Below are 25,021 nucleotides of genomic sequence, written 5' to 3' on the forward strand. Positions count from 1 at the left end.
CCGGATGGCCATCCGGGCCCACACGCTTCTTGCGAAGCGCTCAAAACCTACCGGATTTTGCTAAGACGAGGATGACACCTGTTTTGTGATTCAACGCACTGCGCCCATTCCAAAACCGGTGTCATCCTGAGCGCAGCGAAGGACCTTTACTCAGATGAACGACACCGCACGCCCCCTCGCCCCGCCCCTCGTGGTCGAGCGCTGGTTCAACACAGATCAGCCGATCACGCTCGAAAGCCTGCGCGGACGCATCGTCGTGTTGCATGCTTTCCAGATGCTGTGCCCCGGCTGCGTTTCCACGGCGGTTCCGCAGGCGCGCAAGCTGAATGAGATCGCCCAGTCGATCGACGATCTCGTCGTGCTCGGCATCCACACGGTCTTCGAGCATCACGCGGCGATGACGCCGGTGTCGCTCGAAGCCTTCCTGCACGAATACAAGATCACCTTCCCGGTCGGGGTCGATCGCGCCTCGTCCGACGGACCGATCCCGCAGACCATGGCGTCCTACGGTTTCCGCGGCACGCCCTCGACCGTGATCATCGATCGCGAAGGCCGGATCGCACGCCACAGTTTCGGGGCCGAGGATGATCTCGCGCTCGGCCTGATCCTCGGCAACCTGCTCAGCGCGAGACCTTGATCTTGTTCCGGGTCGGGCGCTCCCACACGATGCCGGGAAAGCCCTTCAGGGGAACGAGCTTTTCGCCGCGATAGGTCCAGTCCTGCAACTCGCCGATGGCGACGTGATAGCGCGGCTCCCGGCCGGTGCGGCCGGCGAACAGCGCGCGCGGGACGTTGACCATGTGCGCCGAGCGCGCCCGCTCGTAGAGGATCGGCGTGCCGCAGGTGGCGCAGAAACTGCGCGTCGTGCCCGTCGTCTCGTCCTTGAATCGCGTGATGCAGTCGGCACCTTCGGTCACGCGAAACCGGCGCCGCCAGCTCCCGACATAGGTCGCGTAGGCGGCACCATGGGCCCGCCGCGTCGCAGTGGAGTGATCGTGCCAGGCCCAGCGGGCTGGCATTTCGATCTCGACCTCTACTGCGCCGCAGAGACATCGGCCCGAGGCGGTCCCGTCAGGGTCCGCGCTCGGCTTCGTCACTCTCGCTTTGCTCACTTGATCTCCTTGAGCGCCTCCTCCCACGCGCCGATCGTGTGATCGATGTCGGCCTGGGTGTGCGCCACGCTGACGTAGTACTTGCTCTCGCCCTTCATGATGCCGCGGGCACGCAGGGCCTGGTTGAAGCGCTTCAGGATCGCGGTGTCGGCCTTCAGCGTGTCGCGATAGTCCTTGATCGGCTGGTCGGTGAAGACGATGTCGAACAGCGGCGGCTCGCCCAGCACCTGCGCCTTGAAGCCGTGCTTCTTCAGGAGCTCCGACAGCGTGTCCATCAGCTTGCGGCCGGTGGCGAAGACGCCTTCGTACGTGCCGGGACGCTTCAGCACCTCGAGCGTGGCGAGGCCCGCGACCGCTGCGACCGGATTGCCCGAGAGCGTGCCGACTTGGAAGATGAAGTCGTCGTCGTTCATCGTCAGGCGATCGAAGTGCTTCATGATGTCAGCACGGCCCGCGATGGCCGCCAGCGCAAACCCGCCGCCCACGATCTTGCCCAGGGTGCAGAGATCGGGCGTGACGCCGTAATATTCCTGGGCACCGCCATAGGCGAAGCGGAAGCCGGTCACGACCTCGTCGAAGATCAGCGGGATGCCGTGCTCGGCCGTCACCTCACGCAGTGCCTGCAGGAAGCCGGGCTTGGGCGGGATCAGGCGCTGGAACGGCTCGACGATGACGCCGGCCAGCTCGTCCTTCTGCTCCTCGATCAGACTCCTGACCATGTCGATGTCGTTGAAGGCCGCGACCACCATCTCGTCGGCCACCGACTTCGGGATGCCCGCCGAATCGATGGACCCGCGCGGAAAATTGCCGGGAGCCTTGGGCGCCAGCGACACCAGTGCATAGTCGCTCATGCCGTGATAGCCGCCCTCGAACTTCAGGATCTTGTCGCGCTTGCGGAAGGCGCGCGCAGCCCGCATCGCATAGAGGTCGGCCTCGGTGCCGGAGCAGACGAAGCGCACCTGCTCGGCGCAGGGCACGGCGTCGACGATCGCCTCGGCGAGTGCGATGCCGTGGCGGTTGTTGCCGAAGAAGGTCGTGCCCAGCGGCACTTGCGACTGCACCGCCGCCGTGACCTCGGGATGGGCATGCCCGATGAACATCGGGCCGGAGCCCAGCAGGAAGTCGACATATTCCTTGCCGGCCTCGTCGACGATCCGGCCGCCTTTGCCCTCCTTGAGGATCACCTCGGCCGGCATGTTGCCGAAGGTGCCGCCCGGCAGGACGCGGCGCGCCTGCTCGACGAGGTCGTTGGTCGGATCGACGGGAGTCTGGATGTTCATGGATGCCTCTCTACGCTTGGAACTCTTTGCCCAACGATGACTATTCGATGGGAACGAAGATCGAGTGACGGAGCTGGCCGTTGATCGCCTTGGAAAAATGGCCCTTGCCGTGCGTGTCCTCGACCAGGATGACCTCGCCGGCGCCGATGATGCGGGTCTCGCCGTCGCTGGCCTGGATGGAGACGCCGGCGTCGAGATTGATGATGTACTGCCGGCGCGGCGCCGGATGCCATTCATAATCGTAGGTGCCGGGCGTCTCGCGGAAGATGATGCCGGTCGCCGGCAGCGTCGCGGACGTCTTGCCGCCGCGGCCCTCGTTCTTCCACTCGACCTCGATGTCGCGGAAGTGGGTCTCGCCGTCGGCATCGACATACAGATTATGGATACGCATGAATTTTTCTCTCCCTTGCTCTCTGCGGCCCACAGCTTAGAACGAGAGCATGAGTGGCGTCACATCCTATCCCCTGGTGTGACGTTTCGGCTTGTCCCGTTGGGTTTCGCGCCGGACAGCATGACGGCTGGTATTAGCTAATTTCGGCTGATGCCCGCTAGTCCGGTGCCAATTCGGGTGCCAAAGTTTTCCCCTCCGAGCAACGAGCTCGGGCCGCCAAGCCTCCTCAGGACGAAACACCATGGCGTTTGAGCTCAAATCCTTGGTCAAAGACCTTGTGGCGCGGTCGACGGTCGGATTCGTGGCAGACCGGACGCAGACGCCTTGCTGTTCCCGGACACCGCCGGCGGGCTGCGACGCCCCACCACCCTGTCGCACGACTGGCGAGATGCTGGGGTGGCAGATGTCCGGTTTCACGATTTGAGGCACAGCCATGTCAGCTTTCTGATCGATGCCGGCCTTGACCCGGTGACGATCGCGAAGCGGATCGGGCACAAGAATGCCAAGGTGACGCTGACGACTTACGCGCACCTGTACCAGAAAGACGACGGCCGGGCCGCCGCGGTGATCAATGCGACTCTGGCCGGTCTCGGCACTTGAGGGGAGAGAACGGATGAGCGCCCGGGGATCGGACATCGTGCGGCGCAGCTTCGAGCAATCGATCGAGGAACAGACGCCGGCCGGCGCCATCGCGATGCTGCGCAACCTGTACGGCACCAGCAGCACGGCGGATATCGCTCGCGTGGTCGAGGAAGTAGCGCTCAGGTACGAACGCGCCGCACCCAATGGGCAGGTGAACTAGCCTCGGTGCCAACCCGGTGCCAAAAAGCGGCTGAAAACGCCGTAGTTATTGAAGCGAGAAGGCTTAGAACGAAAGCATGCTCAGGAAACCTGTTGAAGCCGTTCTTTTTGACATGGACGGTCTGCTGATCGACACCGAGGCCGTCTACATCGACGCTTTGCAGGATGCGGCCCGCGATCTCGAAGTCGAGATGTCGATCGAGTTCTGCCATTCGATGATCGGCATCTCCGGTCGCGAGTGCGACGTCATGATCCAGAATTTCTATGGGTCCGGCTTCCGCATCGACCAGTTCCGCGAGCGCTTCTCGGGCCATGCCAAGCGGCGGCTGGAGAGCCATCTGCCGGTCAAGCCCGGCGTCGTCGAGATGCTCGACTTTCTCGCAGGCCGCGGCCTGCGCCTCGCCGTCGCCACCGGTTCCGGCCGGATCACGGCCGATCGCCATCTCAGCCGCGCCGGCCTGATCGACCGCTTCGCCGCCGTCGCCACGCGCGACGATGTCGAGAACGCCAAGCCCGCGCCCGACGTCTATCTCGAAGCCGCGCGTCGGTTGGGCGTGGCGCCCGAGCGCTGCATCGCCTTCGAGGATTCCAACGTCGGCCTCACCGCCGCCCATGCCGCCGGCACGATGGCCTTCATGGTGCCGGACATCCTGCCGCCGCTCCCCGAGGTCCGCGCCAAGTGCCTGCGCGTGTTCGACGACCTGCACGAAGCGCGGCGGCTGCTCGAGGAATTTCTTTAAATTCACATCGACTGATCTGGCGATCCGTGGGGCGCGTAGAGGAGCGTCAACAGCGGAGTTGCCTGTGCGCTTGCGTCGTCTCCTCATTGCCTGCCTCGCATTCGTCACGCTGCAAGCAGCAACAGCTTATGCCCAGCCCACGAGCATCGGCAGCGAACCCGCAGGCCCGCCGCCGAAGGACTGGACGTTCGACATCGGACCGGGCGTGGTGATCGCCCCGTGGTTCGAAGGCAGTGCGAACTATCGCGTGTTGCCGATTCCGAACCTCGACCTGCGCTACCAGCGCGACAAGGTCTTCATCTCGGCGCGCGACGGCGTCGGCGCGACTCTGTTCGATGCCTCAGGCTTCAAGGCTGGCCCGATCCTTCGCTATCGCTTCCCGCGCAATCAGGGAGACGGCGGCTATCTCTACGGCACGGGGAACGTGCCGTTCACCGTCGAAGGCGGCGCGTTCCTGCGCTACGAGCAGCCCTACTTCGCGGCCAAGGTCGAGTTGCGACGCGGCATCGGCGGCAGCAACGGCCTGATCTTCGATGCGCTGATCGACGGCAAATTGCGCGTGAGCGACAGCGTGTTCCTGTCCGGTGGTCCGAGACTCTCGGTAACGGACGGCACCTTCAACCAGGCCTATTTCGGCATCAATTCCTTGCAGTCGATCAACTCGGGCTACGCGCAATATTACCCGGGCGCAGGTTTGCGCAGCGTCGGCGCCGGTGCGAGTGCGCTATGGCGCATCCACGACAGGCTGAGCTTCGTCGCCTTCGGCAGCTACAACTATCTGGCCGACGTTGCCGCCAACTCGCCGATCGTCACCGGCCCCGGCGGATCGCGGAACCAGTTCGTGGCCGGCGGCGCGCTCACCTGGCGGTTCTCCTGGTAGCGCGCCGACCGCTTTAGAACTTCTCGACCCACGGCCGCACCTCGACCTCCCAGCTCCAGGCGCTGCGGTGCTGGTGGAGCACGTGCCAGTAGGTCTCGGCGATGGCGTCGGGATCGAGCAGGCTGTCGGGCTTGTCGTCGGGCACCGGGCGCGCGGCGCTGCGGATGCCGCCGTCGATCACGAAGTGGGCGACATGGATGCCCTTGGGCGAGAGTTCGCGGGCCATGGACTGCGCCAGCCCACGCAACGCGAACTTGCCCATCGCGAAGGTGGCCGAGAGCGCGAAGCCCTTCACGCCGGCCGTCGCGCCCGACAGCAAGACCGCGCCCTCGCCCCTGGGCAGCATGCGCTTCACCGCCTGCTGCGAGACCAGGAAGGCGCCGAAGGCGCTGATCTCGATGGCCCGCTTCACGTCGTCCGGGGCCAGGTCGACCAGCGCGCCGCGCGCCCGGTTGCTGGCGTTGTAGACCACGACATCCGGTGTGCGACCGGCGGCGTCGAGCGCCTCGAACAGCGCTGCAACATCCTTGGGCTCGGCGGCGTTGCAGGCATGAACGAACGCCCCGGTTTCCTTCGCAAGTGCAGCGAGCTTGTCGGTCTGGCGGGCGGCCAGGGCGACCGACAGGCCGTTCTTCGCGAACAGGCGGGCCAGTGAGGCGCTGAGGCCGGGGCCGGTCCCGACGATCAGGGCAGAGCGGTATTTCGGCATGTGCAGGGGTCCTCTCGTTGCCGGAGATTCCCGGCAGGTATAGGCTTCCAGTCAATAGGGAAGGAAATAAACCATGGACCAGGTTCAACCGACCGGCCGAATCGACGTCATCTCCGACGTGATCTGCCCCTGGTGCTACATCGGCAAGCGCCAGCTCGAACGCGCCCTCGATCTTCTCGCCACACAGCACTGCAGGGTCGCCGTCGCCTGGCATCCCTTCCAGCTCAATCCCGAGATGCCCGCCGAAGGCGTCGAGCGCACCAGCTATCGCATCGCCAAGTTCGGCAGCCTGGAGCGGTCCAAGCAGATGGACCAGCGCATCACCGAGACCGCCGCGACGGTCGGGCTCGAATTCCATCTCGACCGCATCGTGCGCACTCCTAACACGGTGAACGCCCATCGCCTGATCCGCTTCGCCGGCCAGCGCGGCGTGCAGGACGCGCTCGTCGAGGAGCTGTTCGAGAGCTATTTCTGCAAGGGTGCCGATATCGGCGATTCCAGGATCCTGGCCGACGTGGCGGCCGAGGCCGGAATGGACCGTGCCGACGTGCTGGCGATGCTGGCCAGCGACGAAGGCCGCCGCGAAGTGCTGGCCGGCGACCAGATGGCGCGCAATGCCGGCATCCAGGGTGTGCCGAGCTTCGCGTTGCAGGGCCATGTGCTCTTCTCCGGCGCCGTGCCCGCCGAGGAGATGGCGCAGACCTTCCGCCGCGCCTGGGAAATCCTGAAGAACCGGGCGGCTTAAAAACCCGACGAGCCGAGAGCCGTCTAAATGGAGCGCGCCACTCCAGTGGCGCTCATATCTGCCGACGAAGTTTGAGCGCCACTGGAGTGGCGCGCTCCATTGATGGGTTCGTTATCTGCCCTTGATGCTCATCGTCGGCGCGGCGACAGGCCCGGTCACCGTCATCACATAGTCGGTCGCACCGTTCGAGCCGGCATCGAGCGCGATGGTGGTCTCGGTCGTCGCGGCGGTCAGGCTGGTGCGGCTGTTGATCCGGGCCGTTGCGTTGGGCCCCTTCAGCGCATGGTTCTGCAGGTTGATCTCGCCGTTCGACAGCGTGATGTCGCCCTCGATCGTGCTCTGCGCATTGATGAAGCCCGAGATGACCGCTGACCCGAAGCCCATCTCGGTGCTGAAGATGCTTCCCAGCCCCGTTGCGAACGAAGCGAAGCCCAGCGAACCGCCGGCGACCGAGGGATAGATCACGCCCGAGAGATGACCATTGCCGGTCAGCGAATCGCGGATCTGCTCGGGCGAGTTGCCCCGTCCCTGCAGGGCGATCCGCATGACGTTGATCTTGCCGTCGACCGCCACCATCAGGTGCTCGTTGCCGAAGACGTTCTGCCCGGCCGCGCCGCGCAGCATCTCGCCGACATAGATGCCCTGCAGCGTGCCGGCCACGTCGACCGTCATCGTGTCCTTCGAGGCGTCGATGGTGCCGCCGAAGTCGACGGCGCCACTGTAGAACTGGCCGGTAAGCTTGGACACCTTGAAGACGCCGTTGCGCAGGGTCGCGTCCATGTCGGCGTAGCCCACCTTGAGGGACGCGAACTCGATCGCGCTGGTCTCGAGGTTCAACGTGGCGTCGAAGGCGCGCAGGGCTGAAAGGTCGATCTGCTTCCCGGCCGTCGCGCGCGGCCCCTTGCTGGGCAGCGGCACGGCTTCGGCATTAGCCCCGCCCGGCGCCGCCGGGATCGCCGGCGTGGGAACGCCCTGTGCAGGCCCATCGGTGACGCCCAGCCAGTCGTCGAGGTCGAGCGTGCCCGGGATGCGCAGGTTGGCGTTGAAGTTCGGCCGCGCGCCAAGCGTCGCGTCGATGCGGCCGTTCATCTGCGTGCCCATGGCCGTCAGGCTGCCGTCGAACGCCGCCCGCTGGTCGTTGCCCTTGAACGAGCCTTCGGCGGCCATGCCGCCCAGACCCGCCTGCGCGCGTCCGGTGGCCACCGACACCAGCCGGCTCGCATCCTGCGTCTGGACGCTGAAGTTCGACAGATCGAAGGAGAATTTGTCGCCCAGCACCAGCGTGCCGGTAGCCTTCGCCGTCGCGCCGGCCGCCGTGACCGAGGCGTTGCGCAGGGTGAGCTGCTCCATCGTGCCGGCGACGCTGCCACCCGCCGTCGAGGCGCCGAGCTTGCCGTTCAGGAACTTCGGCATGCCGGCATAGACCAGCAGCTTGTCCGTGTCGGGCATGTTCGCGTTGAAGGTGACGTCGAAGCGCGGCGCCCTGCCGAAGTCCGCGACCTGGCCCTTGAAGTCGAACTTGGCGCCCAGGACGTCGGCAAGCTTGAGGCCGTTCACCTTCAGGAGATTGCCCTGCGCGGAAAGGTCCGCGTCGATGCCGTTCAACGTCTCGCCGCGGAACACAAGCTTGGCGACCTTGGCCTTGAGTCCCAGCACGGGGAGGTTCTTGTCCGGTGCCGCGGCTGCAGGAGGCGGCGTGGCAGGAGGCGCAACGGGAGCCGGTGCGGGCGTTGCCGCCGTGGCCACCGCCGGGACGACGGCCGGCGAAGACGATGGCTCGCCGGGCTTCGGGAGGTAGGCGTCGAGGTCGAAGCGGTCGAGCTGCACCGAGGTCGCCACCGTCACAGGCATGCCGAAGGTTATGCTGCCGGTTCCGGTCGCGCGCTGGCCGTCGAGATCCATCGCGAGGTCGGAGACCTGCAGGCTGTTCGCCGTCGCCGCGACCTTGCCCTTGACCGACAGGGCCTGGAGCTTGCCGGCGGGCACGCCCGATGTGTCGATCTCCATCCACGCCAGCGTCTCACGCAAGCGGGGCCCCACGAGGCTGAACTCGCCGGCTGACTGGACCGGGTTGCCCGGGGGCTTCGCCGCAGGAGCAGCAGGCGCCGCCGCGGCGGTATTGGCTTGCAGGACCATGTCACCCGGCAGGATGGCATTGAGCCGCGGCACGGTGATCACGCCCTTCCGGATCTCCACGCCAAGCGCCACGTCGCGCACCGTGCCCTTGCGGTAGAGGACTTCCTTGGCGTCGATCGACACCACGACGGTCAAGGCCGGCGGGAAGGGCGACAGCGAGGGTGCGGCCGGGGCAGTCGCCGCAGGAGCCGCCGGCTTCCCCGCAACCGGAGTCGTGGCGGGTGGCTTGGCGGGTGCTGCAGGCGCGGCCGGCTTTGCATCGGCGGGCTTGGCGGCGGCAGGCTGGGCCCCTGCAGGCTTGGGCTTGAAGATGTCGGGATTGGAGAGCAGCGCATCCCACTTCTGGGCATCGAGCCTGGGCAGCGACAGATGGCTTTCCACCGACGGATTGGCGCCGCCGGTCAGGACGACGTCGCCCGAGACGGTCTCGTTGCCCATCGACATCTTGAAGTTGGTGAGAGCGAGCTTCTCGGGCGTGCGCTCGATGTCGCCGTCGAACGAGAACTGGCCGATCACCGAGGCGTCGAAGGCCGGCGGTTCCTGACCACCGGCCCGGATCAGGGTCTCGACGAAGTCCGTGAGGCCGCCGGTCGTAAGGGCGACCCTGCCCTTCACGTCGGCATCGACGTCGATGCGGCTGACATGGCCGTCGAAGTTCAGCGTGCCGCTCCGCACATTGAGCTTGAAGGAGATATCGTTACCCTTGTCCGTCGGCGCGCCCACGGCCGCCACCAGCGACAGCGGCACGCCGTTCACTGTCGCCGTCCCGTCCAGGCTGAACGGGCCCTGGAAGGAGCCGACCGACGCCAGCAGCTCGACGTTCTCGGCCTTCAGGGTCTGGTTGGTCCTGGGATTGGTATAGCTGAGCGTCCCCTCGCGGATCTTGAGGGTGCCGATCGCCAGGTGAAGGCCGCTGCTGGGCGCGCCGTCCGGCTGGTTGGCACCGGCGCCGGGATTGAACTCCCAGTTCGGCACGCCGTCGGCATCGGTCTCGAGGACGAGGGTCGGCCGGAAGAGCGTGAGCCGTCCGACCTCGATCTTGCCGCGCAGCAGCGCCTCCAGGGACGGCGAGACACCGATCCAGCGCACGTCGACCATCTGTGCGCCCTTGCCGCCCAGGGCATTGGCGAAACGAACCTGCCGCGCACTGATGCGCGGGGTTGGGAAGAAGGTGAGCTTTAGCGGTCCGTCGATCACCAGCTCCCGGCCTGTCGCCTCCTTCACGGCAGCGATCATGGCCGGCTTGTACTGCTCGACGTTCAGAAGGGTCGGCGCGGCAACGACGGCGAGCGTCAGCAGGGCGACAAACGCCCCGACAGCCGCTCCGATCCGGATCCAGGTTCGCTTCCGCATGGCCCAAGGGTCTCGTGAAACACGCTCCGGCGTATGAACGTCGGGCGCCACCGCAGGATGCCTGCAGTCTAGTTGAGACCCTGCATTGGGGCTATTCCAAGGTGGCGCCGGTCTCCTTCACGGCCTTGGCCCACTTCGCGCCTTCGGTATCCATCAACCGCCCGAAATCGGCCGGGCTGCCGGCTGCCATCAGGGTGCCCAGCGCCAGGAAGAAGCGCTCGATCTCGGGATCGGCGAGGGCGAGGTTGATCTCGCGGTTGAGCTTGTCGACGATCTCAGGTGGCGTGCCCTTGGGAACGCCGACGCCGTAGAAGGAGATGGCCTCGTAGCCCGGCACGGTGTCGGCCACCGGCGGCACGTCGGGCAGCAGCAGCAGCCGATCCTTCGTCGTGGTCGCGATGGCGCGGATCTTCCCCGCCCTGATGTGCTCCAGCGAGGTGGCAACATTGTCGAAGATCACCTGCACCTGGCCAGAGATGAGATCGGCCATGGCCGGCGCCGTGCCGCGATAGGGCACGTGGGTCATCTTGGTACCGGTCATCGACTGGAAGATCTCGCCGGCCAGGTGATTGCCCGTCCCGAGGCCGGCCGAGGCCATGTTCACCTTGCCCGGATTGACCTTGAGGTAGGCGATGAACTCGGTCGTCGTCTTGGCCGGTACCGCCGGATTGACGACGATGAGCTGCGGCATGCGCACCAGCCCGGCCACGGGGAGAATGTCGCGGCGGAAGTCGAAGGGCAGCGTCTTGTAGAGCGACGTGTTGATCACGTTGGCCGTGCTGATGAACAGCAGCGTGTAGCCGTCGGGCGGGGCGTTCGCGACGATCTCGGTGCCGATGTTCGAGCCGGCGCCGGTCTTGTTGTCGATCACGAACTGCTGGCCGAGCCGCTCGCCCAGCCGCTTGCCGATCACCCGGGCGGCCGCGTCGGTAAAAGCGCCCGCCGGATAGGGCACGACCCAGCGGACGGGCTTGGAGGGATAGGGCTCCGCCGCCCCGGCCATCCGGCCGGAACCGGCCGCCGCGAGACTGCCCGCCACGAACACGCGCCGCTTCATGTGCTGATCCTCCCAGATCGCTCTTCTTATGCCGGGAGCCTGAAAGTGGCCCGCAAGATTGTAAACAATAATTTCCCTTTCGAAGGGCAATACAGGCGCTATCCTGAGCGGAATGGCGCCGGACTTCCTGGAATTGTCGACAATAAATCGCCAAGCACGCGACAGCTCGTTGGGCGACCGTGTGCGCCGTCAGCTCGAGCGGATGATCCTCGATGGCACCCTGGCACCCGGCACCCAGCTCAACGAAGTCGCCCTGGCGACTCGGCTCGGCGTCAGCCGCGGGCCGATCCGCGAGGCCGCGCGGGCGCTCGAACGGGCGGGCCTGGTCAACGTCATCCGCAACCGCGGCGCCTTCGTGCGCATCGTGCCGCTCGACGAGGCATTGGAGAGCTACATCCTGAACGGGCTGCTGTTCGCCTTCGGCGCATCACAGCTTGCGCTGGGTATACGCGCCGAGCAGGCGCTGCACCTGCGCCGGCTGCTCGACGACATGGAGGCCGCCGCCACGGCCGGTGACGGCGCCCGCTACTTTGCGCGGAACGTCGAGTTCCACGAATGCATCGTGGGTTATGCCGGCAACCGCCAGATCGAGGCGATCTATCTCGACCAGACGCGCAAGCTGCAGCTCTCGCGCCGCCGCGCCTTCGACCGCAATGCCAGCATGGCCGAGTCCAATGCCGAGCATCGCGCGATCCTCGACGCCATCCTGTCTGGCGAACCCGGTCTCGCGCGCGAACGCGCCGAGGCCCATTCACGCGCCGGGCGCGGCCGCTTCCTGAAATCGATCGAGCGTCAGGACGCCAGTTCGTAGCGGCGGATCAGCCGGTAGAGCAGCGCGATCGGCACCAAGGTCACGACGATGAGGGTCGAGGCCGCCGCCGTGGCGATTCCGCCACCGCCGCCTTCCAGCGCCTGGAACATCACCACGGTGAGCGTGCGCCACTGGCCGCTGTAGAGCACGACCGTGGCGCTGAGCTCGGAGGCGATCGTCACCCAGGTCAGCACGAAGCCGCTCATGATCCCGCCCAGCATCAGGGGCACCAGGATGCGCCCAAAGGTCTGCAGCGGCGAGCGGCCGAGGCTGATCGAGGCTTCCTCCAGCGAGGGATCGATCTGGTGCAGGATACCGCTGGAGGAGCGCACCGCGAACGGGATTTTGCGCACGGTGTAGGCCAGCACCATGATGAACGGCCCGCCGGTCAGGATCAGCCAGCCGCTGTTGAACGACACGACGAAGCCGATCGCCAGCACGGTGCCCGCCACGGCAAACGGCAAGGTGGCGATCACATCGAGTACCGCCGCCAGCCCCGAGCGTAGCCGCGTCACGACGTAGGCGATCGGCACACCGATCAGCGTGGTGCCGATGGCCGCCAGGGTGGCGAACATCAGCGTGTTGAGCAGCGGCCGCGTCGAGCGCTCGAACAGCGCCGTGAAGTTCGCCGTGCTGAAATTGGGATGGAGCACCGGGCCGCGGAATTCCATGAAGGACAGCACGACGATGGCGAAGAACGGCACCAGCGCCAGCAGGACGACCGCCCAGCAATAGACCGTCGCGGCGATCCTGAGGCCGAGGCCGACCCTCAGGATCGGCGGCGCCGCGCGGGCGCCGGTGGCGAAGCGGCGGTTGGCCAAGAAGCGGCGCTGGATCAGCAGCACCAGCGAGGTCATCAGGATCAGCAGCACCCCCAGCACGCCGGCCGACGAGGGATTGGGCGCGGTCTCGCCCACGAACAGCTTGAAGGCCTCGGCGGCGAAGATCGGCATGTCCTCGGCCAGCACGAACGGCACGCCGAAATTCTCCAGCGTCTCGATGAAGACGAGGAGCCCGCCGGCCAGGATCGAGGGCACGACGATGGGGAGCGTCACCGTCCAGAGCGTGCGGCGTGGCGAGGAACCGAGGCTTTGCGCGGCCTCCTCGATCGAGACATCGACCGCCTTGAAGCCCGCCATGGTCGGCAGCAGCACGTAGGGATAGAGGGTCAGCGTGTAGACCAGCACGATGCCGCCGGCGCCGTAGATCGAGCCGAAACCGATGCCCCAGGAATTGAGCCACTGTGTCACGACGCCGGCTCGGCCCAGCAGCAGGACGATGGCGTAGGCGCTGACGAAGGACGGCAGCACCAGCGGCATGGCGGCGAGCGCGATGATCGCGGCCTTGCCCGGCACCGGTAGGCGCGCCAGCGCGAAGGCGAACGGCACCGACACGATGATGGTGGTGAACGTGGCGGCGATGCCGATCATCAAGGTGTTGGCGACGGCGCCGCGATAGAAGGGCCGGCCCAGGATCTTGACGTAATTGGCGAAGGTGAACTTCTCGCCCTCGCCGTCCAGCACGCTCGCGCTGAAGACGTTGAACAGCGGATAGAGCAGGAATAGGCCCAGGAACAGGAAGCCCAGCGCGGCGATCGCCAACGGTAGGCGTTGCTGGTGCGGAATCGAGAGCGTCACGGCAGCACGGTTACGCGCGCAGCGTCATAGGCCAGCGTCACCTGGGCGCCGGTCGCCAGCGTACGATGCGGCTCGTCGAGCGACGCGACGCGGATCAGCGCGCCATCACCGAGCCGCACGTCGAAGCGCGTGATCGGCCCCAGGATCTCGACATGCGCGACGGTGCCGGAAAGGCGCGGCCATCCCGCGGGCGCCTCCGCATCGAGACGCAGCGCCTCGGGCCGCAGCGAAACCATGCCGGCGCCGGAAAGTCCCAGCGCCTTCGGCTCGAGCAGATTGGTCGTGCCCATGAACTCGGCCGCGAAGCGCGATGCGGGTTGACGGTAGATCTCGGCCGGCGCGCCAACCTGTTCGAGCTTGCCGCTCTGCATCAGGGCGATGCGGTCGGAGACCGACATCGCCTCTTCCTGGTCGTGAGTCACATAGATCGCGGTGATGCCCAGCGACTTCTGCAGTTCACGGATCTCGGCGCGCATGCTCACGCGCAACCGCGCATCGAGGTTGCTGAGCGGCTCGTCGAACAGCAGGACCTGCGGCCGGATCACCAGCGCACGCGCGATGGCGACGCGCTGCAACTGTCCACCCGAAAGCTGATGCGGCCAGCGCTCGCCGTAGCCGCCGAGCTGGACCAGCGACAAGGCTTCCTCGACCCGCCGCGCCACGTCGGCGGCCGGTACCTTCCGCGCCTTCAAGCCGTAGGCAACGTTGCCCGCGACCGTGAGGTTGGGAAACACCGCATAGTTCTGGAACACCATGCCGATGTCGCGCACATGCGCCGGCAGCTTGTCGATGCGCTTCGTGCCGAAACGGATCGAGCCGCCGTCGAGATCGCAGAAACCCGCGATCATGCGCAGCAAGGTGGTCTTGCCGCAGCCCGAGGGCCCCAGCAGGGTGAAGAACTCGCCTTCGCCGACGGTGAGATTTACACCGTCGACCGCGCGCACCGTCCCGAAGGTCCGGGTTACGCTTTCAATGACAATGCCGGTCACGCTCAGCGGGACTCCTGTAGCAGGTCCTTGATGCGCTCCATCGTTTCCTTGCGCTTGTCGGTCCAGGCATCCTCGTCGTACTTCACGATCTTGAGGTTGCTCATCGGCGGCAGACCGCCCGGCAGGCTCGACAGATCGAGGTCGCTGCGCGTCGGCCGGCGGAAGGTGGCCTTCAGGATCATCTCGCGCACGTCCTTGCGGTTCACGAAATCGACGAAGGCCTTGGCCTCCGCCGGATCGGGACCGTTCTTGATGATGGCGACGCCTTCCATAGTGGCGAGCGTGCCGTCGGCCGGATAGATCGTCTTCACCGGCGCACCGCCCGAGGCCCACATCGGGCCGGCATATTCCAGCGAGATACCCAGCGGATACTCGCCGTTGCCGACGCCCTGGAACACGAGCGACGAACGGTTCAGCACCTTGAGGTTCCTGAACAGCTGCCCGACCTTCTTCCAGCCGGCATCGCCGCCGCCCCACAGGTCGACCAGCATGGTGACCGTCGTATAGGCCGAGCCCGAATTGGCCGGATCGGTGAAGGCGATCTTGCCCTTCCACTTCGGGTCCAGCAGGTCGTTCCAGCCCTTCGGCCCCTGGTCGGCCGGCAGGATCTTGGTGTTCTGCAGGATCACCAGCAGGTGGAGATTGTTGCCGACCCACAGGTCGGTCGGATCGCGATACTCGACCGGCGTCGCATCCTTGTTCTTCGAGGCATAGGGCGCGAACAGCGCCTTGTTGGTCTGCAGCAGCGAGCGGCTGATGCCCCAGACGATGTCGCCGAGCGGCCGTTCCTTCTCGGCCTGCAGGCGGCGGATCACCACGCCGGAGCCGGCGACGACCGGCTCGACGGCGATGCCGGTTTCCTTGGTGAAGGCGCCGAACACGAGGTCGTTCAACGTGCTCTCGTTGGACGTGTAGACCACGACCTTCTTCTGCTGCGCCTGCGCCGCCACCGGCAGCATCGCCACGAACGCCAGCCCCAGTGCTGCAACGCAGCGTCTCGTCGTCGATCCGATCCGGCCCATCCAGCCCCTCCCCATGAACGTCCCGGCTTTATATAGTCAGGGACAACGAAGAGGAAACGACGATGGGTGACATTGCGTTCGGATTCCAGGCGGCCCCGGCCAGCGACGTCCACAAGTCGGACCAGGCGCTCTATCGTGAAGTAATGGCCGATTGCGCGCTCGGCCAGAGACTGGGCTACGACGCCGCCTGGCTGCTCGAACATCATTTCAGCGACTACTACCCGACGCCGAGCCCGCTCCTGTTCATGGCGCATATCGCGGCGGCCTTTCCCGACCTGTCGCTCGGCACCTCGGTGCTGGTGCTGCCCTGGTATCATCCGCTGCGGCTCGCGGAAGAGATCGCCATGCTGAACGGCATGACGAACGGCACCTTGCATCTCGGCATCGGCCGCGGCACCGCAAAGATGGAGTACGAAGCCTACAACATCGACATGAACGAGGCGCGCGCCCGCTTCGCCGAATGCTATCGCATCGTCGAGAAGGGCCTTACCGGCGAGCCCTTCACCCATGACGGGCCGTTCTGGACGATCGACAAGCCGATCCGGCTGCGGCCCGATCCCACCACGAAGAAGGTCCGCTTCTACGGCGCCATCGGCAGCCCGGCGAGCGCCGAGGTGATGGGCGATCTCGGCGTCGCGCCGATCTGCCTCTCGACCTTTCCCGACAAGCTGCTGGCGAAGATCCTCGAACGCTGGCGCGGCCGCGCAGGCGCCGCCGCGAAGGACGCGATCCTGCCGATCTCGGTCAAGATGTTCATTGCCGACACCGACGAGGAAGCGCGCGACCTCGGCCGCCGATTCTATCCGCCCTACTTCGACCTGCAGTGCACGCACTACGAGTCCGACGCCAATCCGTGGGCCGACATACCGGAGTACCAGGATTTCAGTCGCATGTTCGCCAACCTGCGCAAGCTCACCGATCCGGCGGAGCTCGGTCCGTTCATGGATTCGAACCTGGTCGGCAGTCCCGAGACGATCTGCCGGCGCATCGACCAGCTTGCGGCCCTCGGCTTCAACTACTTCATGGTCTCGTCGGCGACGCCTGGAACGCCGCTGGAACTGCGGCAGCGCATGATGACGCGCTTCGCCCAGGAAGTTTGCCCGCGTTATTCCAGCGCAATGCGAACCGTTCGCGCCGCCTGAATTGTAAGGCTTGTATCTTCGGACACGCTGTTCGCTTCCCGTCGAACGCCGACCGGCCCTAATGTTGCAGGAATGAAACTTTCGTCCGCCCCTCGACGCTGTAAGCTTTGAAAGAAGCTGCGGCCGAAGGGCCCGGTACCGCGTTGAAGGTTTTTGCGAATGCGTACGAGGTTGCTGATCGGCTCCCTGGCCTTGCTGCTGTGCTGGTGCGACGTCGCACTCGCCCAGCGCAACGGTGGGGTGCTGCGCATCTTCCATCGCGACAATCCGACCAACGCTTCGATCCTCGAGGAGACCAATGCCTCGACCGTCGTGGCGTTCATGCCGATCTTCAACAACCTCGTCATGTTCGATCCGGCGGTGGCGCAGAACACCGATGAGTCGATCGTTCCCGACCTCGCCGAATCCTGGTCATGGAACGACGACAAGACCGAGCTGTCCTTCAAGCTGCGGCCTGGCGTGAAGTGGCATGACGGCATGCCGTTCACCTCGAGCGACGTCGAGTGCACCTTCAACCTGCTGACCAACCGGAGCCGCAGCCGGCTGCGCACCAATCCGCGCAATGCCTGGTTCGGCAACATCAACTTCATCCAGGCGCCCAGCGACTACGAGGTCACGATCCATCTCAACCGGCCGCAGCCGTCGCTGCTGCCCATGCTGGCGTCTGGCCTCACGCCGATCTATCCCTGCCACGTGCCGCTGGCGCAGATGCGGGTGAAGCCGGTCGGCACCGGGCCGTTCAAGCTCGAAAGCTTCAACCAGTTCGACCGCATCCGGCTCGTGCGCAATCCCGACTACTGGAAGTCCGGCCGTCCCTATCTCGATGCCATCGAGTTCTCGGTGGTGGCCAGCCGCTCGACGGCGCTGCTGAGCTTCGTCGCCGGCCGCTACGACATGACCTTCCCGAACGACGTCTCGATGACGCAGCTTCGCGACGTCAAGCGCCAGTCGCCCCGCGTGATGTGCGAGATGACGGCGATGAACAACAACACAAACCTGCTGCTCAATCGCGACGCGCCACCGTTCGACAATCCCGACATTCGCCGCGCCCTCGTGCTGGCGCTCGATCGCCAGGCCTTCATGGATTCCCTCGAAGGCGGCGGCATGATCGGCGGCCATCTGCAGCCGCCACCCGAGGGACGCTGGGGCATGGCGTCCGAGGCGCTGGCCGGAATGCCCGGCTTCAATGGAAACATCGAGAAGAACCGCGAGGAAGCGCGCGAGCTCATGAGCAAGGCCGGCTACGGGCCGGGCAAGCCGCTGCCGCTCAAGATCTTCACCCGTGCCGTCTCGCTGTATCGCAGCCCGGCCGCCGTGCTGGCCACCCAGCTCCAGGAAATCTACATCGAGCCGACGCTCGACATCGTCGAGACGGTGCACTGGTTCACCCGCCTGCAGCGCCGCGACTATGCGCTGGCGATCGAGACGACCGGCAACGCCGTCGACGATCCCGATCAGGTCTTCTACGAGACCTTCTCCTGCCGGTCGGAGCGCAACTACAACCACTACTGCAATCCCGAGATCGAGCGCCTGTTCGAGGCGCAGTCCTCGGAACTCGACGTCGAGAAGCGCCGCCGCCTCGCCTGGGACATCGACGCCAAGCTGCTGGCCGACAGCGCCCGCCCGCCCCTGATGTGGAACCGCGCCGCGACCTGCTGGCAGCCCTATGTGCAGGGCTACGTCCCTCAGACCAACAGCTCCTACAACGGCTTCCGCTTCGAGGACGTCTGGCTCGACCGCCGTTAGGAGCGACGACGCCGGATCTTCTGGATCGTCTCGTCGAGCGCCGAGAGGAAGCGCGAGCGGTCGCGTGCCGCCATGGGCTTCGGTCCGCCCGTCACCTCGCCCATCGCCCGCAGGTTGGACATCAGCTCGCGGCTCGCCATGGCCATGCCGATCGATGAGGTCGTGAACGGCACGCCGGTCGAACCGATCACCGAAGCGCCCTTCTTCAGGCTGCGATCGGCCAGCGGGATATCCGAGGTGATCACGATATCGTCGGGCCCGGCCCGCTCGGCGATCCAGTCGTCGGCCGCATCGAAGCCGTCGCTCACGACGACCCGTTCGATGCGCGAATCGCGCGGTACGTTGATGTAGGAATTGGCCACGACGAAGACCTTGAGCCCGTAGCGCTCCGCCACGCGATAGACCTCCGCCTTCACCGGGCAGGCATCGGCGTCGATATAGATATCGATTGTTCGCTCCCTGAAACCACGTCATCGCCGGCGCTTGTCGACCCCCGGCCCTTCCCCTCATATCAGCCCGTGTGAGGAACAGGAAAATGCGAAACTTTGTGAGACTGGCCGTTGCGACAATTCTGTCGCTGACGGTCGCCGTGCCGAGCGCCTGGTCGCAGGCCTGGCCCAGCAAGCCGATCAAGCTGATCAACGGTTTCCCACCGGGAGGCGGCGCCGACATTCTGGCCCGCCTGGTCGCCGAACGGCTGAGCGCGGCACTCGGCCAACAGATGCTGGTCGAGAATCGCACCGGCGCGACCGGCATGATCGCCGCTCAGGCGGTCGCAGCATCCCCGCCCGACGGCTACACGATCCTGCTCTACACGATGAACATGGCCTGCACGTCGCCGATCATGCCGGGCAACAAGGTCAACATCGATCCGGACAAGGATCTGGTGCCGATCGTGATCATCGCCGGTCTCGACAACCTGCTCTACGTCTCGCCGAAAACGGACTTCAAGACGGTCGAGGATGTGATCAAGGCCGCGAAGGCCAATCCCGGCAAGCTCACTTATGCCTCGTCGGGAGTCGGCGGCTCCTATCACCTGTGGGCCGCGCAGTTCACCTACATGGCGAACATCGACATGCTGCACGTGCCGTTTCGCGGCGGACCGCCGGCCATCGCCGAGATCGTCGCGGGACGCGTGGACATGATGTTCGGCAATCTCGCGGAAATCCTGCCGCACATAAATTCGGGTGCGGTCCGGGCGGTCGCCTTTACAAGCGTTCCGCCGTCACCGGTCCTGCCCGGCGTGCCGACGATCGCGCAGTCGGGCCTGCCCGATTATCGAGCCGACAACTGGTTCGGCCTCGGCGCACCGGCCGGCACCCCGCAGGAGGTGGTCGACCGGCTGAACGCCGAGGTGAACAAGCTGGTGAAGGATCCGGCCTTTGCCGAGAAGCTGATCTCGCTCGGCTTCCAGCCGACCGGCGGGAGTATCGACGAGATGAAGGCCACCATTCTGCGCGATCGCACCAAGTGGAAGACCGTCATCGACGCCAACAACATCCGCGCCGAGTAGCGTTCTTACCTGGCCGGCCCCGGCTGATCGCCCGGCTGGCGGACCCAGTCGTTGCGGCCGATCAGCGGACGGCCGTAGGGATCGCGCGGCTCACCGGCCACCGACGGGCTGCTCGCCATCGGAGCCGGTGCAGCGGCCATATCCGGAGTCATCGGGGCTGACGCCATCGGCGCCGGCCGCGACGATTGCTGACCCATGGGCTGCTGGCCCATGCCTGATTTCACACCCGGCTGGTCGCCCGGCTGACGGACCCAGTCCTCGCGACCGATCAACGGACGGCCATAGGGATCGGCCGGCTCGCCCTGCGCATAGGCAGCACCGGCGGAAGCGATCAGGGCGAGTGTGAACAGCGTACGCTTGATCATCGGGACCTCCTCTTGAATTGGGATGTCCCAGCAACGCCGCCCGTTCCGGAGGAGTTGCGCCCTGAAGCCCGCCGATCTCAGCTCAGGACGGCAACTTTCTTGCGCTCGATCAGTGCGAAATCAATGGCCGCGCCGAGCCCCGGGCCGCTGGGCACCCGGACCATGCCGTCACGGCCGACGGTGATGTCCTTCTCGAGGCCGTACTTCTGCGCGCCATCGGGCAGCAGCACCTCGAAGAACTCGGTGTTGCGGATCGCGGCGATGACATGGAGGTTCGCGACGTTGTTCAGCGAGTTGCCGCCGTGATGGACCTCGTAGTTCATGCGGAAGGCTTCGGCGAGATGCGCGGTCTTCACCAGCGTGGTGATGCCGCCCTTCACGGCCACGTCGCCGCGCAGATAGTCGGTGGCCTGCTGCAGGATCCAGGGCTGGTACGAATCGAGGCCGGTCTGCGGGTACTCGGTCGCCATGATCGGGATCGAGAGCTGTTGCTTCAGCTTGGTGTAGTTGTAGATGTCCTGGTCGGCGAGCGGGTCCTCGTACCAGTAGAAGCCCATCTCCTGGACGGCGCGGCCGACGCGGATGGCGGCCGGATAGTCGTAGCTCCAGGTCGAATCGAGCATGATCGTGTAGTCGCCGACGGCGCGGCGCACCGCCTCGCAGACCTTGATGTCTTCGCGCCAGCGCGTCGGCGGATGGATCTTGTAGGCGGCCCACCCGTACTCCTTGAAGCGCATCGCCTCCTCGGCGTACTCCGTGGGCGAGGCGAGAACAGCGGAGCTGGCATAGGCCGGCACGGTCTCGCGATAGGTGCCGAGCAGGCGGTGGATCGGCTGGCCCATCGCCTTGCCGACCAGGTCCCACAGCGCCACGTCGACCGCGCCGATGGCGCGCACGCCGGCCGAACGCTGGCGCTTCCATATCTCCTGGTTGATGTGCTCGCGCTGGAACGGGTCCTTGCCGATCAGCACCGGCTTGATATGCGAGATCAGCCCCTGTCCGTCCGTCGTCGCGGGATTCATCGCCGAGCCCAGGAAGGCATGGCCTTCGAGCCCTTCGTCGGTGACGATGCGCAGCAGGCCGAGCGCGCTCTTGCCCGAGAAGCGGCCGGTATGCGCGCCGTAGGTCGTGGGCGGGATGTCGTCCCAGGCGAACAGCGTCAGCGTGACGTCGGTGATCTTCATTACTTTGTCTCCCAGACCCGCCGCTCCGTGCCCTGCGGGTCGATGTCGAGGTGGCATACCGTGTCGAAAATCATGGTGGCGCGCATGGCCGCCGTATAGGCGGGCCATACCGGCAGGCCAGGATGCTCGGGATTGCCGTTCCTGGCGAAGGCGATCCACGCCCGGCTCATCGTCTCGCCGAGCGACAGGCGCTCGGGATCGTCACCGGTCAGCTCGGCCGTTTCGAGGTTGGAGAAGACGAAGGGAATCTCGAGCGTGTGGCAGGAGCGCAGCCGGCCGCCCAGCACCGGCGTCTCCCAGGCGAAGAGATAGACGAAGACCGGGGCGGCTTCCTGCGCCAGCTTGCGCTCCGCCATCAGGAGCGACGGGACGCGGACGCCCTGGTCGGAGACGATGGCGATGGCGATCTCGTCGGGCCGCAGCTTCGGCTGCGCCTTGCGATAGGTGGCGACGATTTCGGCGGCCCGAGCCCCGAGATACGGCGTCAGCGATTCAGGCAAGCTCTCGAAGGTAGCGTCGGCAACCCACGGCATGTGGCCGAGGAACAGGGTCATCTCGTCCTTGTTGCTGCCGATCATCAGCGGGACGTTGGTCGAGGTCAGCGGCGCATGCGGCGCGAAGGGCCCGCCCGGAAACAGCGTGCCGTCGATCACCGGGTTGAAGCCGAGCCGTCGCCGGTCGGCGAAGGCGGCGCGACTGACGCCCGCCAGCACCTTGACCTGGGCTTCGAGCAGTTTCGCCGCCGGCATGTGTCGCAACTCGCCCGCCTTGCTGACGTCGAGACCGAGATGCTCCAGCATCTCGCGCGCCGTCCTGGTGCCGTCGGCGCGGTTGGCCATCTGCACGGCCGGCCCGCTCTGGATGATGGCCCTGTGGAACAGGCCCCGGGCCGGCGGCATGGCCATCAGCACGCTCACCTTCGCGCCGCCTCCCGATTCGCCGAAGATCGTGACATTGTGCGGATCGCCGCCGAAGCGGGCGATGTTGTCGCGCACCCATTCGAGCGCGGCCACGATGTCGAGCACGCCTGCAAGACCCGACCGCTCGAAGCCCTCGGCAATGTCCTCGAGATGCAGGTAGCCCAGCGCGCCCAGGCGATGATTGAACGAGACGACCACGACATCGTCGAGCCGGCAAAGATTGGCGCCGTCGGACCAGGGCGACGAGCCCGAGCCGGTGATGAAGGCGCCGCCATGGCACCAGAACAGCACAGGCCTGTCCGCTCCCTCGCGCCCTGAGGTCCAGACGTTGAGATAAAGACAGTCCTCGTCGAGCTTCTGCTTGCCGGCGAGCGTGAAGATGCGCAGCAGGTCGTCGGGCAACGCAAAGACGTTCTGGCTCTGCACGGCCATGTTGCTGTAGTCGAGCGTGTCGCGGACTCCTGTCCAGGGCTTGGGCTTGCGCGGCGGCCGGAAGCGCAGGTCGCCGAGCGGCGGTTCGGCATAGGGAATGCCCTTGAAGATCTCGACGCCACGATCGCTCGTGCCGCGGATCTTGCCGGCGGTGGTCTCGACGATGATTTCTGCTGTCATGATCTCAAGTCTACCCCGAACGGGCGAGCCGGCGCTGCGATTGGACGGTATCAATTTCGCCTAGCTGCGCCGCAAGCTTCTTCGGGGCGATGAGCCGGTAGCTGCGCTGCACAATCGCTGCGACCTCGGTCCAATCGGGCCTGGCGTCGAGCCGCATGCCGATCCAGCCTTTCGCTCCGACATAGGGTGGCACGAAGAAGAGTACGGGATCGGCGCCCACCAGGATCGCCTGGCTGCCGGGCGCGGCCTTGCACCAGACCGACACGCGGCCATCGCCGCGTTTCTCCATGGCGAAAATCCTGTCGCGCACCCGGAAGGTCGGGTCGCCCCAGGCCTCCTTCTCGGTGGCCTCGGGCAGCGCGAGGCAGATCGACCGGAGGCGGGCGGTGAGCTCCTTGGACATGCTCATCAACCTACCATCCGGCGCCGGTTGGCCATAGACTGCGGCCATGACCGATAAAGCCCGAGCCCAACTTGCCCCCACCGGTGTCCTGCGCGCCGGTATCAACCTCTCCAACTTCCTGCTGGTCACCGGCCGCAGCGAAAAGTCCGAACCGGTCGGTGTCGCGCCCGACATGGCCCGCGAGATCGCGGCCGCGTTGGGCGTGCCCGTGCACTACGTCCCCTTCAAGACGCCGGGCGAGCTGGGCGACCAGGTCGGCAAGGACGTGTGGGACATCGGCCTGATCGGCGCCGAGCCGCAGCGCGCCGAGAAGATCCAGTTCACCGCCGCCTATGTCGAGATCGAGGCGACCTACATGGTGCCCGAGGGCTCGCCGATCAAATCGATCGCCGACGTCGACAAGAAGGGCGTGCGCATCGCCGTGTCGGCCCGCTCGGCCTACGACCTGTGGCTGGTGAACAACATCAAGAACGCCACGCTGGTGCAGGTGGCCGGCCTTGATGCCGCCTATGAGAAGTTCATGTCCGACAAGCTCGAGGTGCTGGCGGGTCTCCGCCCCGGCCTCCTCAAGGATGTCGAGAAGGCGCCAGGCCTCAAGATCCTCGACGGCAAGTTCACGGCGGTCCAGCAGGCCGTCGGCACGGCCAAGGCCAATGTCGAGGGCGCGGCCTTCCTCGCCGATTTCGTCGAGAAGGCGAAGAAGTCCGGCATGGTCCAGAGCTTCATCGATCGCCACAATGTCAAGGGCCTGTCCGTCGCGCCGCCCGCCTGACGTTCATGGAACTAAACGTCAAGACGCTCTACCTGATCGGCGGCATCGTTACGGTCGCCGGTGCCGGTGCTGCGCTCCTGACCTGGTACTACCATCGCGAGGCGCCGGGGCTGCGCGCTTGGGCAACCGCCCTGCTCCTGACCAGCTTCGGCGCCCTCATCCTGCGCTTCCGCGGTTCGCAGGCTGATATCGCCCTGACCCTCGCCGCCGACATGGTGATCGTCGCGGGCTTTGCCGGCATGTGGCTGAGCCTGCGCTTCGCCAATCAGCGCCGCAAAAACCTGAGCCGGCTGGTCGTCGCCTCCGTTACGGTCAGCGTCTCGTTTCTCGCCCTGTTCATCGTGCTGCGCGCGCTCGGCGCGGGCTTGCAGGCGGCGTCGATTCCCTTTTCCCTGTTCCTCGGCCTGCTGGGCCTCGCTTCGGCCGGGGAGATCTGGCAGGGCCGCCACACGGACAATCTGCGCAGCCGCCTGCCCGCGGCACTTGCCTTCGTCGGCCTCGGCGTCGCGCGCGTCGTCCGCGCCGGCGTACTGGGCCTGGAAGTGATCCACGTCCTGCCCGAGGGCGCGGCGGCGGCAACGCATCCCTACACGCTCTACGCCACGATCGTGTTCACCCTGGTGGTGACCTACGGTCTGGTGATGATGGCCAACGAACAGGCCGGCCGCCGCGAGGCGATGCAGTTCACCGGGCAGTGACGC

At 66.1% G+C, this 25,021-nt stretch carries 26 protein-coding genes; 12 read left to right on the forward strand and 14 right to left on the reverse strand.

Annotated elements, in window-relative coordinates:
* The first annotated feature begins 154 nt into the window (after positions 1-154).
* A complete protein-coding gene (locus AC1ROX_RS26595; RefSeq protein WP_493130960.1) occupies positions 155-637 on the forward strand; it encodes a peroxiredoxin family protein in 483 nt (160 codons plus the stop codon).
* Here the strand turns inward: AC1ROX_RS26595 and AC1ROX_RS26600 are convergent.
* Genes AC1ROX_RS26600 through AC1ROX_RS26610 form a run of 3 tightly spaced genes read right to left on the reverse strand, consistent with a single transcriptional unit; the run spans position 621 to position 2,783 of the window.
* Entirely contained in the window at positions 621-1,097 is a 477-nt protein-coding gene (locus AC1ROX_RS26600) for a GFA family protein (RefSeq protein WP_493131194.1), read from the reverse strand. The two genes, AC1ROX_RS26595 and AC1ROX_RS26600, sit on opposite strands and share 17 nt — an antisense overlap.
* Before the next feature lie 11 nt (positions 1,098-1,108).
* A complete protein-coding gene (locus tag AC1ROX_RS26605; protein WP_493130962.1) occupies positions 1,109-2,392 on the reverse strand; it encodes an aspartate aminotransferase family protein in 1,284 nt (427 codons plus the stop codon).
* A 40-nt stretch (positions 2,393-2,432) separates the two neighbouring features.
* Positions 2,433-2,783 (reverse strand): cupin domain-containing protein, encoded by a 351-nt coding sequence (locus AC1ROX_RS26610; protein ID WP_493130964.1) that lies wholly within the window; start codon positions 2,781-2,783, stop codon positions 2,433-2,435.
* A gap of 324 nt (positions 2,784-3,107) precedes the next feature.
* On the opposite strand from AC1ROX_RS26610, the gene AC1ROX_RS26615 reads away from it, so the two are divergent.
* The 4 genes from AC1ROX_RS26615 to AC1ROX_RS26630 all read left to right on the forward strand — a co-directional run bounded on the left by AC1ROX_RS26615 (position 3,108) and on the right by AC1ROX_RS26630 (position 5,204).
* Positions 3,108-3,383, forward strand: a complete 276-nt coding sequence (locus AC1ROX_RS26615; protein ID WP_493130966.1) for a tyrosine-type recombinase/integrase — start codon at positions 3,108-3,110, stop codon at positions 3,381-3,383.
* A 13-nt stretch (positions 3,384-3,396) separates the two neighbouring features.
* Positions 3,397-3,585 carry a hypothetical protein gene (locus AC1ROX_RS26620; RefSeq protein WP_493130968.1) on the forward strand — a complete coding sequence of 63 codons (189 nt, stop codon included), beginning with the start codon at positions 3,397-3,399 and terminating at the stop codon, positions 3,583-3,585.
* Between the two features lie 76 nt (positions 3,586-3,661).
* Positions 3,662-4,324 carry an HAD family hydrolase gene (locus AC1ROX_RS26625; RefSeq protein ID WP_493130970.1) on the forward strand — a complete coding sequence of 221 codons (663 nt, stop codon included), beginning with the start codon at positions 3,662-3,664 and terminating at the stop codon, positions 4,322-4,324.
* A gap of 70 nt (positions 4,325-4,394) precedes the next feature.
* On the forward strand, positions 4,395-5,204 hold the full coding sequence (locus AC1ROX_RS26630) for a MipA/OmpV family protein (RefSeq protein ID WP_493130972.1): 810 nt from the start codon (positions 4,395-4,397) through the stop codon (positions 5,202-5,204).
* A gap of 13 nt (positions 5,205-5,217) precedes the next feature.
* Here the strand turns inward: AC1ROX_RS26630 and AC1ROX_RS26635 are convergent, their stop codons facing one another.
* The gene (locus AC1ROX_RS26635) at positions 5,218-5,919 is read right to left on the reverse strand and encodes an SDR family NAD(P)-dependent oxidoreductase (RefSeq protein WP_493131196.1); all 702 of its coding nucleotides are present in this window, start codon (positions 5,917-5,919) and stop codon (positions 5,218-5,220) included.
* A 67-nt stretch (positions 5,920-5,986) separates the two neighbouring features.
* Between AC1ROX_RS26635 and AC1ROX_RS26640 the strand changes: the two genes are divergently transcribed.
* Positions 5,987-6,658: a DsbA family oxidoreductase gene (locus AC1ROX_RS26640; RefSeq protein WP_493130974.1), complete on the forward strand. Its 672-nt coding sequence runs from the start codon at positions 5,987-5,989 to the stop codon at positions 6,656-6,658.
* Positions 6,659-6,769: 111 nt separating this feature from the next.
* Here the strand turns inward: AC1ROX_RS26640 and AC1ROX_RS26645 are convergent, their stop codons facing one another.
* Positions 6,770-10,147 (reverse strand): AsmA family protein, encoded by a 3,378-nt coding sequence (locus tag AC1ROX_RS26645; protein ID WP_493130976.1) that lies wholly within the window; start codon positions 10,145-10,147, stop codon positions 6,770-6,772.
* A 91-nt stretch (positions 10,148-10,238) separates the two neighbouring features.
* The gene (locus AC1ROX_RS26650; protein ID WP_493130978.1) at positions 10,239-11,204 is read right to left on the reverse strand and encodes a Bug family tripartite tricarboxylate transporter substrate binding protein; all 966 of its coding nucleotides are present in this window, start codon (positions 11,202-11,204) and stop codon (positions 10,239-10,241) included.
* 181 nt (positions 11,205-11,385) lie between these two features.
* Here AC1ROX_RS26650 and AC1ROX_RS26655 point away from each other — a divergent pair, with 181 nt between their 5' ends.
* The gene (locus AC1ROX_RS26655; protein WP_493130980.1) at positions 11,386-12,015 is read left to right on the forward strand and encodes an FCD domain-containing protein; all 630 of its coding nucleotides are present in this window, start codon (positions 11,386-11,388) and stop codon (positions 12,013-12,015) included.
* On the opposite strand, the gene AC1ROX_RS26660 is transcribed toward AC1ROX_RS26655, so the two are convergent.
* Genes AC1ROX_RS26660 through AC1ROX_RS26670 form a run of 3 tightly spaced genes read right to left on the reverse strand, consistent with a single transcriptional unit; the run spans position 11,997 to position 15,663 of the window.
* A complete protein-coding gene (locus AC1ROX_RS26660; protein WP_493130982.1) occupies positions 11,997-13,652 on the reverse strand; it encodes an ABC transporter permease in 1,656 nt (551 codons plus the stop codon). The genes AC1ROX_RS26655 and AC1ROX_RS26660 overlap by 19 nt on opposite strands.
* Positions 13,649-14,641, reverse strand: a complete 993-nt coding sequence (locus AC1ROX_RS26665; RefSeq protein ID WP_493130984.1) for an ABC transporter ATP-binding protein — start codon at positions 14,639-14,641, stop codon at positions 13,649-13,651. Before AC1ROX_RS26665 ends, AC1ROX_RS26660 begins: the two co-directional genes overlap by 4 nt.
* A gap of 2 nt (positions 14,642-14,643) precedes the next feature.
* Positions 14,644-15,663, reverse strand: a complete 1,020-nt coding sequence (locus tag AC1ROX_RS26670) for an extracellular solute-binding protein (protein ID WP_493130986.1) — start codon at positions 15,661-15,663, stop codon at positions 14,644-14,646.
* 62 nt (positions 15,664-15,725) lie between these two features.
* On the opposite strand from AC1ROX_RS26670, the gene AC1ROX_RS26675 reads away from it, so the two are divergent.
* Entirely contained in the window at positions 15,726-16,805 is a 1,080-nt protein-coding gene (locus AC1ROX_RS26675) for an LLM class flavin-dependent oxidoreductase (protein WP_493130988.1), read from the forward strand.
* Positions 16,806-16,964: 159 nt separating this feature from the next.
* Entirely contained in the window at positions 16,965-18,551 is a 1,587-nt protein-coding gene (locus AC1ROX_RS26680) for an ABC transporter substrate-binding protein (protein ID WP_493130990.1), read from the forward strand.
* Here AC1ROX_RS26680 and AC1ROX_RS26685 read toward each other — a convergent pair.
* Positions 18,548-19,000, reverse strand: a complete 453-nt coding sequence (locus tag AC1ROX_RS26685; RefSeq protein WP_493131198.1) for a YaiI/YqxD family protein — start codon at positions 18,998-19,000, stop codon at positions 18,548-18,550. The two genes, AC1ROX_RS26680 and AC1ROX_RS26685, sit on opposite strands and share 4 nt — an antisense overlap.
* Positions 19,001-19,086: 86 nt before the next feature.
* Between AC1ROX_RS26685 and AC1ROX_RS26690 the strand changes: the two genes are divergently transcribed.
* The gene (locus AC1ROX_RS26690) at positions 19,087-20,064 is read left to right on the forward strand and encodes a Bug family tripartite tricarboxylate transporter substrate binding protein (protein WP_493130992.1); all 978 of its coding nucleotides are present in this window, start codon (positions 19,087-19,089) and stop codon (positions 20,062-20,064) included.
* Between the two features lie 5 nt (positions 20,065-20,069).
* Here the strand turns inward: AC1ROX_RS26690 and AC1ROX_RS26695 are convergent, their stop codons facing one another.
* From AC1ROX_RS26695 to AC1ROX_RS26710, 4 genes are all read right to left on the reverse strand, one after another.
* Positions 20,070-20,429 carry a hypothetical protein gene (locus AC1ROX_RS26695; protein WP_493130994.1) on the reverse strand — a complete coding sequence of 120 codons (360 nt, stop codon included), beginning with the start codon at positions 20,427-20,429 and terminating at the stop codon, positions 20,070-20,072.
* A gap of 77 nt (positions 20,430-20,506) precedes the next feature.
* The gene (locus AC1ROX_RS26700; RefSeq protein ID WP_493130996.1) at positions 20,507-21,613 is read right to left on the reverse strand and encodes an enolase C-terminal domain-like protein; all 1,107 of its coding nucleotides are present in this window, start codon (positions 21,611-21,613) and stop codon (positions 20,507-20,509) included.
* Positions 21,613-23,145, reverse strand: coding sequence for a carboxylesterase/lipase family protein (locus AC1ROX_RS26705; protein WP_493130998.1), 1,533 nt, complete (start codon positions 23,143-23,145; stop codon positions 21,613-21,615). Before AC1ROX_RS26705 ends, AC1ROX_RS26700 begins: the two co-directional genes overlap by 1 nt.
* A 10-nt stretch (positions 23,146-23,155) precedes the next feature.
* A complete protein-coding gene (locus tag AC1ROX_RS26710; RefSeq protein WP_493131000.1) occupies positions 23,156-23,554 on the reverse strand; it encodes an MmcQ/YjbR family DNA-binding protein in 399 nt (132 codons plus the stop codon).
* A gap of 40 nt (positions 23,555-23,594) precedes the next feature.
* Between AC1ROX_RS26710 and AC1ROX_RS26715 the strand changes: the two genes are divergently transcribed.
* Complete coding sequence (locus AC1ROX_RS26715; RefSeq protein ID WP_493131002.1) at positions 23,595-24,320, forward strand: ABC transporter substrate-binding protein; 726 nt, start codon at positions 23,595-23,597, stop codon at positions 24,318-24,320.
* A 5-nt stretch (positions 24,321-24,325) separates the two neighbouring features.
* Positions 24,326-25,018 carry a hypothetical protein gene (locus tag AC1ROX_RS26720; protein WP_493131004.1) on the forward strand — a complete coding sequence of 231 codons (693 nt, stop codon included), beginning with the start codon at positions 24,326-24,328 and terminating at the stop codon, positions 25,016-25,018.
* Positions 25,019-25,021: the final 3 nt, after the last annotated feature.

This window comes from Reyranella sp. GW821-FHT14A01 (assembly GCF_058803965.1).